The 13,707-nt window shown below is 66.3% G+C and carries 11 protein-coding genes; 9 read left to right on the top strand and 2 right to left on the bottom strand.

Going from position 1 to position 13,707, the window contains the following annotated elements; genetic code table 11:
- From ISS20_RS11095 to ISS20_RS11085, 3 genes are all read left to right on the top strand, one after another.
- Nucleotides 1–4,058 (top strand): excinuclease ABC subunit A (locus tag ISS20_RS11095; protein ID WP_291436550.1); only part of this gene is annotated, 4,058 nt, incomplete at its 5' end.
- Between the two features lie 193 nt (nucleotides 4,059–4,251).
- On the top strand, nucleotides 4,252–4,758 hold the full coding sequence (locus tag ISS20_RS11090; protein WP_291436548.1) for a hypothetical protein: 507 nt from the start codon (nucleotides 4,252–4,254) through the stop codon (nucleotides 4,756–4,758).
- Nucleotides 4,759–4,955: 197 nt separating this feature from the next.
- The gene (locus ISS20_RS11085) at nucleotides 4,956–5,306 is read left to right on the top strand and encodes a hypothetical protein (RefSeq protein WP_291436547.1); all 351 of its coding nucleotides are present in this window, start codon (nucleotides 4,956–4,958) and stop codon (nucleotides 5,304–5,306) included.
- Nucleotides 5,307–5,382: 76 nt separating this feature from the next.
- Here ISS20_RS11085 and ctlX read toward each other — a convergent pair whose 3' ends face one another.
- On the bottom strand, nucleotides 5,383–6,321 hold the full coding sequence (ctlX, locus tag ISS20_RS11080) for a citrulline utilization hydrolase CtlX (RefSeq protein ID WP_291436545.1): 939 nt from the start codon (nucleotides 6,319–6,321) through the stop codon (nucleotides 5,383–5,385).
- Nucleotides 6,322–6,449: 128 nt separating this feature from the next.
- Between ctlX and ISS20_RS11075 the strand changes: the two genes are divergently transcribed.
- The 3 genes from ISS20_RS11075 (at nucleotide 6,450) to ISS20_RS11065 (ending at nucleotide 9,560) form a co-directional block, all read left to right on the top strand.
- Complete coding sequence (locus tag ISS20_RS11075; RefSeq protein WP_015015737.1) at nucleotides 6,450–6,881, top strand: Lrp/AsnC family transcriptional regulator; 432 nt, start codon at nucleotides 6,450–6,452, stop codon at nucleotides 6,879–6,881.
- Between the two features lie 126 nt (nucleotides 6,882–7,007).
- Entirely contained in the window at nucleotides 7,008–7,970 is a 963-nt protein-coding gene (locus tag ISS20_RS11070; protein ID WP_291436542.1) for a tripartite tricarboxylate transporter substrate binding protein, read from the top strand.
- Between the two features lie 72 nt (nucleotides 7,971–8,042).
- Nucleotides 8,043–9,560 carry an NYN domain-containing protein gene (locus ISS20_RS11065; protein ID WP_291436540.1) on the top strand — a complete coding sequence of 506 codons (1,518 nt, stop codon included), beginning with the start codon at nucleotides 8,043–8,045 and terminating at the stop codon, nucleotides 9,558–9,560.
- 3 nt (nucleotides 9,561–9,563) lie between these two features.
- Here the strand turns inward: ISS20_RS11065 and ISS20_RS11060 are convergent, their stop codons facing one another.
- Nucleotides 9,564–10,622: a PfkB family carbohydrate kinase gene (locus ISS20_RS11060; RefSeq protein ID WP_291436538.1), complete on the bottom strand. Its 1,059-nt coding sequence runs from the start codon at nucleotides 10,620–10,622 to the stop codon at nucleotides 9,564–9,566.
- A gap of 136 nt (nucleotides 10,623–10,758) precedes the next feature.
- On the opposite strand from ISS20_RS11060, the gene ISS20_RS11055 reads away from it, so the two are divergent.
- From ISS20_RS11055 to ISS20_RS11045, 3 genes are all read left to right on the top strand, one after another.
- Nucleotides 10,759–11,772, top strand: coding sequence for a sugar ABC transporter substrate-binding protein (locus ISS20_RS11055; RefSeq protein ID WP_291436537.1), 1,014 nt, complete (start codon nucleotides 10,759–10,761; stop codon nucleotides 11,770–11,772).
- A gap of 165 nt (nucleotides 11,773–11,937) precedes the next feature.
- Entirely contained in the window at nucleotides 11,938–12,897 is a 960-nt protein-coding gene (locus ISS20_RS11050) for an ABC transporter permease (RefSeq protein WP_055393070.1), read from the top strand.
- Nucleotides 12,897–13,700, top strand: coding sequence for an ATP-binding cassette domain-containing protein (locus ISS20_RS11045; RefSeq protein ID WP_291436533.1), 804 nt, complete (start codon nucleotides 12,897–12,899; stop codon nucleotides 13,698–13,700). The genes ISS20_RS11050 and ISS20_RS11045 overlap by 1 nt, the downstream gene beginning before the upstream one ends.
- Nucleotides 13,701–13,707 lie beyond the last annotated feature (7 nt).

Genomic DNA, 13,707 nt, shown 5'->3' with positions numbered 1-13,707 from the left:
TGCGCAAGGCCGACACGCTCACGGGCGCCTACCTGGGCGGGCGCAAGCATGTGGGCTTTGGATTCAAGCGCATGGTGACGGAATCGACCCCACGCCTCATCCTGGAAGGCGCGCGCGAGCACAACCTGCAGGATGTGACCGTGGAGTTCCCGCTGCAGCGTCTGGTCACCGTGACGGGCGTGAGCGGCTCGGGCAAATCCAGCCTGATCCAGGACGTGCTGGCCCCTGCGCTGCTGCGCCACTTTGGCAAGGCCACGGATGCGCCGGGCGCGCACGACCGCATGCTGGGCGCCGACCACCTGTCGGACGTGGTGTTCGTGGACCAATCGCCCATCGGCAAGACTGCACGCTCCAACCCGGTGAGCTACGTGGGCGCGTGGGACAGCATCCGCGAACTCTTCGCCGTGGCGCCGCTGTCCAAGCAGCGCAGTTACACCGCCGCCAAGTTCAGCTTCAACAGCGGCGACGGGCGTTGCCCCACCTGCGGCGGCTCGGGCTTTGAGCATGTGGAGATGCAGTTTCTGAGCGACGTGTACCTGCGCTGCCCTGACTGCGACGGCAAGCGCTACCGGCCCGAGATTCTGGAGATCACCATTGAGCGCGGCGGCAAATCGCTGAATGTGGCGGATGTACTGGCGCTCACCGTGGCCGAAGCTGCGGCCGTCTTTGCGAACGACCGCGACGTGATCCGCGCGCTGCAGCCCATCGTGGACGTGGGGCTCGAATACGTGGCGCTGGGCCAGCCCGTGCCCACCCTGTCGGGCGGTGAGGCGCAGCGCCTCAAGCTCGCAGGCTTTCTGGCCGAGGCTGCACGCGTACAAAGCAAATCGCGCCAGACGGTGGCACGCAAGGGCACCCTGTTCCTGTTCGACGAACCCACCACCGGCCTGCACTTTGACGACATCGCCAAGCTGATGCGCGCACTGCGCAAGCTCATCGACGCGGGGCACTCGCTCATCGTCATCGAGCACAACCTGGACGTGATCCGCGCCAGCGACTGGCTCATCGACCTGGGCCCCGAAGGCGGCGATGCAGGCGGCCTCATCGTGGCCGAGGGCACGCCCGAGGACGTGCGGGCGCATGCCACCTCGCACACCGGGCAGGCACTGCGCGACTACGAACTGGCGCTGGGCGTGGGCGGCCACTCGGTGCACGAAAAAGCTGCGGTGCTACGAAAATCAGAGCGCCTCGCGCTGATGGATAAAGCGCCAGCGGCCAAAAACGCCATAGAAATCGTCAATGCGAAGGAACACAACCTTAAGAACCTGAGCGTGGACATTCCGCGTGGCAAGTTCAACGTGGTGACGGGCGTGAGCGGCTCGGGCAAGTCCACGCTGGCATTCGACATCCTGTTCAACGAGGGCCAGCGTCGCTACCTCGAATCCCTCAATGCCTATGCGCGCTCCATCGTGCAGCCTGCAGGCCGGCCCGAGGTGGATGCGGTGTACGGCATTCCGCCCACCGTCGCCATCGAGCAGCGCCTGTCGCGCGGCGGGCGCAAGTCCACTGTGGGCACCACCACCGAGGTGTGGCACTTTCTGCGGCTGCTGTACGTCAAGCTGGGCACCCAGCACTGCACCAAAGACGGCGCTGCCGTGCAGCCGCAGACGCCCGAGAGCATCGCCGCGCAATTGCTCACGCAGTTCCGCGGCCAGCACATCGGCCTGCTCGCGCCGCTGGTGATGAACCGCAAGGGCGTGTACACCGAGCTGGCCGACTGGGCCCGCCCGCGCGGCTACACACACCTGCGCGTGGATGGCAACTTCTTGCCCACCACCAACTTCCCGCGCATCGACCGCTTCAAGGAACACACCATCGAGCTCCCCGTGGCCAGCCTCGATGTGTCGCCCGATAACGAAGCCCAGCTCCGCACCGCGCTGGCCGATGCGCTCACGCACGGCAAGGGCGTGGTGCATGTTCTCTCAGGCATCACAGGCCTGCGTGAAGCCATGGAGGGCGGCCAGCCCACGGCCGGTATTGGCACGCTGCAGGCGTTCTCCACCAAGCGCGCCTGCCCTGTGTGTGCCACCAGTTATGCCGAGCTGGACCCGCGCCTGTTCAGCTACAACAGCAAGCATGGCTGGTGCCCCGACTGCGTGGGCACCGGCGTCAAGCTCACCAAGGACCAGCGCAAGGTGTTTGACGACTCGGTGCAGGACGACAAGGAAAAAGGCCGCGAGCAGACCTTTGCCGAGCCCGAGGTGGAAGACCTGGCCGACACGGCCTGCCCGAGCTGCAGTGGCACGCGGCTGAACGCCACGGCGCGCGCCGTGCAGTTTGCCGGTGTGGGCATCACCGACATTGCCGCGCTGTCCGTCACGGACGTGCGCCGCTGGGTCGAGACGCTTCGCATCGAAGGCGGCATGACCCAACGCGAGGCCGACATCGCCCGCGACCTCGTGCCCGAGATCCAGAGCCGCCTCGAATTTCTGGAAGAAGTGGGCCTGGGCTACCTCACGCTGGACCGCGGTGCGCCCACGCTCAGTGGCGGCGAGGCGCAGCGCATCCGCCTGGCCGCGCAGCTGGGCAGCAACCTGCAGGGCGTGTGCTACGTGCTCGACGAGCCCACCATCGGCCTGCATGCGCGCGACAACCAGATCCTGCTCAACGCCCTGCACAAGCTGGGCGATAAGGGCAACACGCTGGTGGTGGTGGAGCATGACGAAGACACCATCCGCCGCGCCGACCACATCATCGACATTGGCCCGAGCGCGGGCAAACGCGGCGGGCGCCTGGTGGCGCAGGGCAGCGTGGCCGACATCACGGGCGCGGAGGATTCGCAAACCGGCCGCTACCTGCTGCACGCCATGAAGCACCCGCTGCAACTGCGCCGCAGCATGTCGGCCAGCGAGGTCAGTGTCGAAGCGACGGCTGCCTTTGCCCGGGCCGAAGCCGCAGCGCCCACCGGCCGGCAAAGCGCTGCCGTCAAGAAGCGCGCAGCCCAGGCTGCATCGCTGGCCGCTGACGCACTGACCGAGGCCAAGGAACGCGCTGCCATGCGCTGGCTCACCGTGCATGGCGCACAGCTGCACAACCTGCAGAACGTGACCGCCACCGTGCCGTTGCACCGCCTGGTGGCGGTAACGGGCGTGAGCGGGTCGGGCAAGTCCACCCTGGCGCGCGATGTGCTGCTGGCCAATGTGCAGGCCTGGGTGCAGCAGCGCAGTACCAAGGCCGGGCGCGATGCCATGGACGCGGGCAAGGCGCCGCCGCTGGTCGGTTGCACGGGGCTGTCGGGCTTCGAGAGCATCGACCGCGTGCTCGAAGTGGACCAGACGCCCATCGGCAAGACGCCGCGTTCATGTCCTGCCACCTACATCGGCTTTTGGGACACCATCCGCAAGCTGTTTGCCGAAACGCTGGAGGCCAAGGCGCGCGGTTATGCGGCGGGGCGCTTTTCCTTCAACACCGGCGAAGGCCGCTGCCCCAGCTGTGAAGGTGCGGGCGTGCGCACCATCGAGATGAGCTTCCTGCCCGACGTGAAGGTGCCCTGCGAGACCTGCCACGGTGCGCGCTTCAACCCCGAAACGCTGGCCGTGACCTGGCGCGGCAAGAGCATTGGCGACGTGCTGCAGATGGAGGTGGATGAGGCCGTGGGCTTCTTCGCCACCATGCCCAGCATTGCGCACCCACTGCAGCTGCTGCAGGACGTGGGCCTGGGCTACCTCACGCTGGGCCAGCCCAGCCCCACCCTGAGCGGCGGCGAGGCGCAGCGCATCAAGCTCGTGACCGAGCTGACCAAGGTGCGCGACGAGGTGGGCCGCCGGGGCCAGAAGGTGCCGCACACGCTGTACGTGCTGGACGAGCCCACGGTAGGCCTGCACATGGCCGATGTGGACAAGCTCATCCGCGTGCTGCACCGTCTTGTCGATGGCGGCCACAGCGTGATCGTGATCGAGCACGACCTCGACGTGATCGCCGAGGCCGACTGGATTCTGGACCTGGGGCCCGAGGGCGGTGGCGCAGGCGGCCGCATCGTGGCGGCGGCTACGCCCGAAGACGTGGTGGCGGCGGGCACGCACACGGGCAAGGCCCTCGCGCCCGTGCTGGCCCGCTGAGGCGGGCGGGTGTTGTGAGGGGCTGAGGGCAGGGGGCTGAGGCCAGCCTGGTGGTTGGCGCACAGCCCTGTCGGCCCCTGTCCTACGCATTGCGCGGAACATGGCGCACGCGCTGCATGGGATGGGCTTCCTACGATGGGGTGCAGGGGATCGGCTCCCCATCTTCCATTCACCTCCAAGGACGCCCATCACCATGAACGCTTTCAATTTCCTCAAGACCTGCACAGCCCTGGCCGCCACCTCGGTGTTGCTGGTCGCCTGCGGCGGCGGCAATGACGACGACCCATCGCCCAGCAACGAGCCCGGCGTGCTCACGGTGAGCAATGCCACCGTCGGCGGTCTGAACGGCGTGTACGGCAACGGCGCGCTGAACCTCACCAACGTGGACAAGCAGAATCCTGTCGGCTCTGTGCCCGAGTTGTGCGCGTTCCGCTTTGACGGCGCCAACAAGGTGGGCTCATCGGCCACGGCATTTGGCGATATCCGCTATCGCCCCGATGCGACCGGTCTGCACCAGGCCTTTCTGACGTTTGACGGCAAGGAATACGGCAGTGGTGAACCCACCGACACGGCCGTGGTGCGCGAAAGCGACCAGGTACGGTTCAACGGCAAGACCCTGACTGCTACCGACGGCTCCAATGCCACCATCCGTGTGACTGGCATCGTGCCAATGCGGCCCAACCGGCCATCGGGCTGCTGAGTCCGCTTTTCGATCCCTTTCATTGTTTTGTCTCCCTCCCCGGTCCCCTCGACCGGTTCGGCCCCTGCGGCGATAGCGGCAGGGGCCTTTTTTGCGCGCCTCGTTGCTGCGCAGCCGGGTATCCGCAGCCGCGCGGCGGCACAATGCGCCGGTGAGCATGCCGTGCCAGTTGCTGCGTTGTGCTCCTCCCGTCGCCCATGCCCGCAAAACCCTCCGCTCAATCCACCGTGGTGTGGCTGCAGCCCCAAGCCCCCGCCAAGCCAGCCGAGGGTGCACCCTGCAACGGCTGTGGCCTGTGTTGTCTGGCTGAGCCCTGTCCGCTGGGTGCACTGGTCTCGCGCCGCCGCCGAGGCGCTTGCGTGGCCCTGCGCTGGAGCGATGCGGACCAGCGCTACTGGTGCGGCATGGTGGCTGACCCGGCCGGGGTGACGGGCCTCACCCACCCCTGGGCAGTGCGCGCCATGTCGGCCCTGGCGCAGCGCTGGATCGCATCGGGTGTGGGTTGCGATGCGCGGCTGGACGTGCAGGCTGTGCCGCATGGCAAATAGCTGAAGCGATTCGCTATGAATGTGATAGCTATTCAGGCACGTTCGACTAACATAAGCAGCCAGCTTGACTGAAATTTCACACCCCGGCACTGCGCCGAGCCAGGTGCACGCCCGCCAGCATGCAGCGCACCGATCCGCCCGCCAGCTCAATGGTCGGTACGTTCAGTGGCAGAAGGCGTGCGCTTTGCTCGATGGTGGCACGCTGCGCCGGTGTGAGACTGGCGGCGGCGCGCGCCGACAGCGCCAGCACCCGGCCCTGGGCGCCCGAGAGCTCCAGCGCGTTGCCGGCAAATTCCCTGATCTGGTGGGGGCTCAGGGCGATGACCTCGCGGCCCGTTTCGCGCAAGCGCTCGCACACGGCAGCGCGGCGCCCAGGGTCGGTGATCATGTGAAAGCCCCCTAGCGCAAACGCGGTGCCGATGCAGAGCATCACGTTGGTGTGGTAGCAGGGCTGACCCTCCTCGTCCGCTGTGGCAAAGGCCATGGGCTCGTAGTTGAAGTGCGTGCAAAAGCGCTCCAGAGCCACGGGGTCGGCGCGGTTGGATTGCGCGGTGTAGGCAATGCGGTGGATGTGGTCGAGCACCATGGCGCCCGTGCCTTCCAGAAACATGCCATCGGCCTCCAGGCCCGAGTAGTCGATCACGTCCTGCACGCGGTACTCGGCCTTGAGCAGTTCGATCACATCGCTGCGCCGCTCTCTCCGGCGGTTCCTGGCGTACATGGGGTAGATCGCCACATGGCCGCCCGCGTGGGTGGAAAACCAGTTGTTGGGGAACACTGCGTCGGGCGTGTCGTGCTCGCCGGGGTCGTCGAACAGGTGCACACGCACACCCGCCTCCTCAAGGCACTCTGCAGCGGCAGTGACCTCGGCAAAAGCGCGGCATGAGGTGTCGCTGGCAGCCGGTTGCGCGGTGCGCACCTGAAAGGCGTTGTCTCCAGCGGTTTCGGGGTTGGGGTGAAAGCGGTGCGGGCGCACCATCACAACGGCGCTGGGGGCTTGGACTGAGGCATGCATCGTGGAGCGGGGTGTGAAAGAAGATGGAAGAAGTCTCAGAATTTTCTTGGCAGCCCCTGCTATCCCCTAGCCTCAGAACTGGTCAAAATGGCTGATAAATTGCCGTTCTGCCAGTTCTGAAGCCCACTATGACCAAGCTCGACGACACCGACCGCGAAATCATCAGCATCTTGCGCGCCGATGCGCGCACCCCTGTGGCCACGTTGGCGCAAAAGCTGCGCGTATCGCGCGGCACAGTGCAGAACCGCCTGCACAAGATGGAGGAGAGCGGCGTCATCACCGGCTACACCGTGCGCCTGCGGCCGGATTCCGAGCCGCAGCGCATCCGTGCATGGATGAGCATTGCGGTCGAAGGCAATGCCGCCCCCGCCGTCATCCGCGCGCTGCGCGGCGAGCCCACGGTGGGCACGCTGCACACCACCAATGGCCGCTGGGACATCGTGGCCGAGGTGCGTGCCGAGAGCCTGGAAGCGTTCGATGCCGCGCTGGGGCGCATCCGCCTCACCCCCGGCATTGCAAACACCGAAACCAGCATTCTGCTGTCCACCTACAAGGCCTGATGCGGCGCTGCTGGCGGCGTCGCTGGCACCTGGGCGACAGCAGCTAGGGGGTTTCCGCATGCCGTGATGGAGGCGGCTGCAGTTCAATGGAGAAGTCTTTGTTTTTGCATTTTCAGGAGCCCCGCCATGCAACGTCGCCAGATCATCCAATGGGGAGCCGCCAGCCTCGCCGCCCCTGCATTCATGGCGCAGGCCCAGAGCTTTCCCAACAAGCCCATCAAGCTGGTCATCGCCTTCCCGGCCGGTGGCCCCACCGACATCACCATGCGGTCGCTGGCCGACAACGCCAGCAAGATCCTGGGCCAGCCCGTGATCGTCGAGAACAAGCCCGGCGCGGGTGGCACCTTGCCTGCGCAGCAGCTGCAAAGTGCAGCGGCCGATGGCTACACGGTGGCGCAGATTCCGCTGGGCGTGTTCCGCCTGCCCTACACCACCAAGATCAACTGGGACCCGGTCAAGGACATCAGCTACGTGCTCAATGTCACCGGCTATGCCTTTGGCCTGGTGGTGCCCGCCGACTCGCCCCTCAAGACCTGGACGCACTTCGTGGCCTGGGCCAAGGCCAACCCTGGCAAGCTCAGCTACGGCTCCACCGGCACCATGACCAGCCCACACCTGACGATGGAGCTCATCGCGCAGCAGCTGGGCATTGAGCTGCTGCACGTGCCCTACAAGGGCAGCGCCGACCTCATGCAGTCCATCCTGGGCGGGCAGATCATGGCGGCGGCCGACTCCACGGGCTTTGCACCCCAGGTCGAGGCGGGCAAGCTGCGCGTGCTCAACACCTGGGGCGCCGAGCGCCTGGCCAAGTTCCCCGATGCGCCTACGCTCAAGGAGCTGGGCCTGAACCTGGTGCAGAACTCGCCCTTTGGCATCGGCGCACCCAAGGGCACGCCCGATGCGGTGGTCAAGCGTTTGCACGACGCCTTCAAGCAGGCCATGGAGCAAGAGAGCTACCGCACGGCCCTGGCGCGCTATGACATGGTGCCGATGTACATGAGCACGTCGGCGTACAAGAAGTTTGCGCAGGACACATTCACGCGCGAGAAGGCGCTGGTAGAGAAATTGGGCTTGGCCAAGCCCACCTGATGCCACTCCCTTCGGAGGGAGCAATGCGTTCCGTGTGATGATCCGCAGCATTGAACGGAACTCACACACGATATGGCATCCCCCTCCGACAGCATCAGCATGGCCCTGTTCTGCGACTTTGAAAATGTCGCCCTGGGCGTGCGCGATGCGCAGTACGAAAAGTTCGACATCAAGCCCATCCTGGAGCGACTGCTGCTCAAGGGCTCCATCGTGGTCAAGAAGGCCTATTGCGACTGGGAGCGCTACAAGGGCTTCAAGGCCACCATGCACGAGGCGAATTTCGAGCTGATCGAAATCCCCCACGTGCGCCAGTCGGGCAAGAACTCGGCCGACATCCGCCTGGTGGTGGACGCGCTGGACCTCTGCTACACCAAGTCGCACGTCAACACCTTCGTCATCATCAGCGGCGACTCGGATTTTTCGCCTCTCGTGTCCAAGCTGCGCGAGAACAACAAGCAGGTGATCGGCGTGGGTGTGAAGCAATCCACGTCCGATCTGCTGATCGCCAACTGCGACGAGTTCATCTTTTACGACGATCTGGTGCGTGAGAACCAGCGCGCCCAGGCACGACGCCAAACCCCCGGTAGCAACCCGCCACCCGCACCGCGCCGCAGCCCCGAGGAGGAGCGCAGCCGCAAGGAAACGCAGGACGCGCGCCGCGCCCAGGGCGTGGAGCTGGCGGCCGAGACGTTTGAGGCCCTGCTGTCTGAGCGCGGCGACACCGGCAAGATCTGGGCCTCGGTGCTCAAGGAGGCCATCAAGCGCCGCAAGCCCGATTTCAGCGAGGGCCGTTATGGCTTCCGCACCTTTGGCAACCTGCTGGAGGAAGCGCAGGCCCGTGGGCTGCTGGAGTTTGGGCGCGACGAAAAATCGGGTGCGTATGTGTTCCGCAGCCATGGCCAACCCATTGCAGCGGCGGCACCCGTACGGTCTGAGGCGACGGGCGAGCGTGCCATCCAGGGTGGTGCCACGCGGCATGACTTTCATGCGGTGGCGACGGCGCCCGACCTGCGTTCTGACGGTGTCGAAGTGCAGGGGCCTTCGGGGCGGAACCGAGGGCGCCGCAGCGAGGGCGCAGACCGCCCAGACACGCGCTCCACGCAGCGCAACGAGTCGCGCAATGACGCATACCATGAGCCACAGGAGTCTGAGCAGACTGATGCTCCGTCAGAACGCCCGGCCAGCCGCTATTTCAGCCAGCCCGTGACCCCCGAGGCCGCGCCACTGGAGCGGGCGGTTGATGGAATTCCTGAGCAGGATGCGCGCTCGGAGGTGTTCGAGGGTACCGAGGTCCCAGTAGAGCAGATGCCTTCTGAGAACGATGGGGCCGAGGCCGTCGCCCCTCGCCGCAGCCGCGCGCGCAATGGTAATGGCGCCAAGCCAGCTGCCAGCTCCCCCAAGGCTGCCTCCACGCCCCGCGCGCGTGGTGCGCGTGCCGTGGCGGATGCTGGCGATGCCGCCAGGGCCGAGGCGCCAGCTTCGGCAGCCGAGGCCCCCGCCACGGAGGCAGAAGGTGCCGCACCAGCCAAGTCGCCCGCTGCACGCCCGCGCAGCCGGTCCCGCAAGCCGACCGCCAAACCCGCCGAGTAAGGGCTATCGGCCCGCTGCGGTAGCTGCGCCCCGCAGCGACAGCCGCTGGCGTACCTCTTCGTAACGGGGTGGCGTGCAGCCCGCGCGCTCCACGCAGTGGCTGGCGCTGGCCAGCGCGTGGTGCAGCACGGCCCGCAACCGGGTCTCTGGGACGGGCGCCGTCAGGCCACCCGTGCGCAGGGCCAACGCTTCTTCGCCACGCTCGGGCCCTGCCAGCAGGGCAGTGATCAAACCTGCCAGAAAGCAGTCACCTGCACCCACCGTGTCCACCACCGTGATCGGTGCCTCCTCGCGCGCATGCACGGCCAAGCCATCACCCTGCAGCAGCCAGGCACCTTCCGGCCCCAGGGTCAGGGCGAGCCATTGGGCCTGTGTCTGTTGCTGCAAACAGTGGGCGCGCTCCAGGGCATTGGCACCCGGCACGGCCAGAGCCTCCAGGTCATCGTCGCTCACCTTGATGAGGTGGGCGTGCTGCAGGGCGGCCATCACATTGGCGCGATAGGCGTCGGCATCGTCCACGGCCGACAGGCGCAGGTTGGCGTCCACCACCACCATGCGGCCCGCTGCGCGCTGCGCTGCCAGCCAGGGCAGGTAGATGGCGGCGTCCTGCGCCACCAGCGCCAGGCAGCCCGTGGCTACTACCTGCAGCTCAGGCAGCGCAGCGCAGGCGGCCGTCAGAGCGGCTGCCGTCACCTGGCGGTCCGCCACGCCATCGCGGTAGAAGCTGTAGCTGGCCTTGCCCTCGGCATCCAGTGCGGCCAGCGCCAGCGCGCTGGGCGCACGCACCGGTGTGGGGGCGGCCAGGGCCACGCCCGCATCGTTCAGGCCGCGCGCCAGTTGTCGCCCCAGCAGGTCGCCCGACAGAGGGTTGAGGTACTGCGTGCCCACCCCCTGCAGTCCCAGTGCCCGCGTGAGGTTGTAGACCGCGCCGCCCGCGCAGGGCTTGAGGCGGCCATCAGGTTCTTCGATCAGGTCGAACAAGGCCTCGCCCGCCGTGGCCACACGCAGCGACGGCGCGGTGTGGGCGGGGGCAGAACTGGCGGACTGGATAGGGAAAACCATAAGTAAATCCACTTGATTTATTAACTTGTCGGCCACTATAGTTCGATCCCATCCACCCGACAAGAGTGGTTCACCTGCCAGCCGCGCAGCACCGGGCCGACAGGAATCTGCCATCCCACAACCCGGAGACAACGCCATGCAACGCACCCCCGCTTTCGCGCTTTCTGCCCTTGCCCTCACCGGCGCCCTGGCCTGTGGCCTGGCCCAGGCACAAGCGTCCGAGCCCGTCATCGGTCTCATCACCAAGACCGAGACCAACCCCTTTTTCGTGAAGATGAAAGAGGGCGCCACGGCCGAGGCCAAGAAGCTGGGCGCCAAGCTGGTGTCGGCCGCAGGCAAGACCGATGGCGACAACGCGGGCCAGGTCACGGCCATGGAGAACCTGATCGCCGCCGGCGCCAAGACCATCCTGATCACGCCCAGCGACGCCAAGGCCATCGTGCCCGCCATCAAGAAAGCCCAGGCCAAGGGCGTGATGGTGATTGCGCTCGACAGTCCCACCGAGCCCATGGATGCCACCGACGCCCTGTTCGCCACCGACAACTACAAGGCTGGCGAGCTGATCGGCCAGTACGCCAAGGCCGCCGCTGCGGGCAAGAAGCCCGTGATTGCCACGCTGGACCTGTTCCCCGGCCACCCCGTGGGCGCACAGCGGCATAACGGCTTTCTGAAAGGCTTTGGCCTGCAGGCGAACGATGCCAAGAGCAATGAGCTGTCGCGCCCCGCCGAAGTGGTCTGCATGGCCGACAGCTTTGGCGACCGGGCCAAGGGCCAGACCGGCATGGAAAACTGCCTGCAGAAGAACCCTGACATCAACATCGTTTACACCATCAACGAGCCCGCCGCCGCCGGTGCCTACAACGCGCTCAAGGCCGCAGGCAAGGAGAAGAATGTGCTCATCGTCTCGGTGGACGGTGGCTGCGCGGGCATCGCCGACGTAGGCAAGGGCGTGATCGCCGCCACCAGCCAGCAGTACCCGCTGCGCATGGCGGCGATGGGTGTGGCGGCTGGCGTGGAATACGCCAAGACCGGCAAGAAGGTCAGCGGCTACACCGACACGGGCGTGACGCTGATCGCTGCCAAGCCCATGGCGGGCGTGGACAGCAAGGATGTGAAGACCGGCACCGACCTGTGCTGGGGCGCCAAGTAAGAGCCGTTCGAAAAACTCTTCTGGCGTCGTTGCTGCGTCTTGTCGTACTACCGTACTGCCTGCGACGCAGCGCCTAGCCAGAACCGCTTCGCTGAGTTTTGCGATCGGCTCCCAACCGTCAACTGCTTTCTGAGCGCCACCTTTGTCCACCCGCACGGAGCCGCCATGTCCTCGACCGCTTCCAAACTACCACCGCTGGCCACGCTGGGGCCGTTCATCGCGCTGATCCTGGCGTGCGCCTTTTTTGCCACGCAGAGCGAGCGTTTTCTGTCGGCGCAGAACTTCGCGCTCATCCTGCAGCAGGTCATGGTGGTGGCGGTCATTGCCATCGGCCAGACACTGGTGATCCTCACGGCGGGCATTGATCTGTCGTGTGGCATGGTGATGGCGCTGGGCGGCATCGTGATGACCAAGATGGCGGCGGACTACGGCCTCTCGGCTCCCGTGGCGATTGCTTGCGGCATGGCGGTGACCATGCTGTTTGGCTTGATCAACGGCTTGCTCGTCACCAAGATCAAGCTGCCGCCCTTCATCGTCACGCTGGGCACGCTCAACATCGCGTTTGCCGCCACGCAGCTGTACTCGGGCGCGCAGACCATCACCGACATTCCGGCAGGCATGACCGCGCTGGGCAACACCTTCCAGTTGGGGCAGACGGCCATCGTGTGGGGGGCTGTGCTCATGCTGGTGCTCTACCTCGTCACCTGGTTTGCGCTGCGCGAGACCGCGCCCGGCCGCCATGTGTACGCCGTGGGCAACAGCCCCGAGGCCACGCGACTCACCGGGATTGCCACCGACAAGGTGTTGCTGGGCGTGTATGTGCTGGCCGGCCTGTTCTACGGCATCGCGTCGGTGCTGTCGGTGGCCCGCACCGGTGCGGGCGACCCGAACGCGGGCCAGACCGAGAACCTGGACGCCATCAGCGCCGTGGTGCTGGGCGGCACCAGCCTGTTTGGCGGGCGCGGCATGATTTTGGGCACGCTGGTGGGGGCGCTGATTGTGGGCGTGTTCCGCAATGGGCTCACGCTGATGGGCGTGTCGTCGGTGTACCAGATCCTGGTGACCGGCATCCTCGTGATCCTGGCCGTGGCCACCGACCAACTCTCGCGCAAAGGAGTGCGGTGATGACGAATTCCACTCAAACGACTGCCCCGCTGGTGATGCAGGCCAAGGGTCTGGTAAAGCGCTATGGGCAAGTCGTCGCGCTCGATGGTGTCGACTTTGAACTGCGCGCGGGCGAGATCCTGGCCGTGATCGGCGACAACGGCGCTGGCAAGTCGAGCCTCATCAAGGCGCTGTCGGGTGCCACGGTGCCAGACGAAGGCGAGATACTGCTCGACGGCCAGCGCATCCAGTTCAAGAGCCCCATCGACGCACGCAAAGCGGGCATCGAAACCGTGTACCAGGACCTGGCTGTGGCCCCAGCGATGACGATTGCCGAGAACCTTTTCTTGGGCCGTGAGCTGCTGCGCCCCGGCTTTCTGGGCAGCGTGCTGCGCATGCTCGACAAGAAAAAGATGCTGGAAGAAAGCATTGCCCGCATGGCCGAGCTGAAGGTCGGCATCCGCTCCATGACGCAGGCGGTCGAGACGCTCTCGGGCGGCCAGCGCCAGTGCGTGGCTGTCGCGCGCGCCGCGGCCTTTGCGCGGCACGTGGTCATCATGGACGAGCCCACCGCCGCTCTCGGCGTGAAGGAGGGCAACATGGTGCTGGAGCTGATCCGCCGCGTGCGCGACAAGGGCCTGCCCGTGATTCTCATCAGCCACAACATGCCCCATGTGTTCGAGATTGCCGACCGCATCCACATCGCCCGCCTGGGCAAACGTGCGGCGGTGGTTAACCCCAAGAAGATCAGCATGAGCGACACCGTGGCTGTGATGACGGGGGCCATGGCGGCCTCTGACCTCCCCGCCGAATGCCTTGCCTGAAGACAAC

The organism is Acidovorax sp. (assembly GCF_016783915.1).
GTDB lineage: Bacteria > Pseudomonadota > Gammaproteobacteria > Burkholderiales > Burkholderiaceae_C > Acidovorax.
This window is presented reverse-complemented; position numbering and strand designations above follow the sequence as displayed.

What these genes read in the sequence shown, in the direction of transcription:
- ISS20_RS11090 (WP_291436548.1), top strand. Translation starts at nt 4,252, where the DNA reads ATGAACGCTTTCAATTTCCTCAAGACCTGCACAGCCCTGGCCGCCACC.
- ISS20_RS11085 (WP_291436547.1), top strand. Translation starts at nt 4,956, where the DNA reads ATGCCCGCAAAACCCTCCGCTCAATCCACCGTGGTGTGGCTGCAGCCC.
- ctlX (WP_291436545.1), bottom strand. Translation starts at nt 6,321, where the DNA reads ATGCATGCCTCAGTCCAAGCCCCCAGCGCCGTTGTGATGGTGCGCCCG.
- ISS20_RS11075 (WP_015015737.1), top strand. Translation starts at nt 6,450, where the DNA reads ATGACCAAGCTCGACGACACCGACCGCGAAATCATCAGCATCTTGCGC.
- ISS20_RS11070 (WP_291436542.1), top strand. Translation starts at nt 7,008, where the DNA reads ATGCAACGTCGCCAGATCATCCAATGGGGAGCCGCCAGCCTCGCCGCC.
- ISS20_RS11065 (WP_291436540.1), top strand. Translation starts at nt 8,043, where the DNA reads ATGGCATCCCCCTCCGACAGCATCAGCATGGCCCTGTTCTGCGACTTT.
- ISS20_RS11060 (WP_291436538.1), bottom strand. Translation starts at nt 10,622, where the DNA reads ATGGTTTTCCCTATCCAGTCCGCCAGTTCTGCCCCCGCCCACACCGCG.
- ISS20_RS11055 (WP_291436537.1), top strand. Translation starts at nt 10,759, where the DNA reads ATGCAACGCACCCCCGCTTTCGCGCTTTCTGCCCTTGCCCTCACCGGC.
- ISS20_RS11050 (WP_055393070.1), top strand. Translation starts at nt 11,938, where the DNA reads ATGTCCTCGACCGCTTCCAAACTACCACCGCTGGCCACGCTGGGGCCG.
- ISS20_RS11045 (WP_291436533.1), top strand. Translation starts at nt 12,897, where the DNA reads ATGACGAATTCCACTCAAACGACTGCCCCGCTGGTGATGCAGGCCAAG.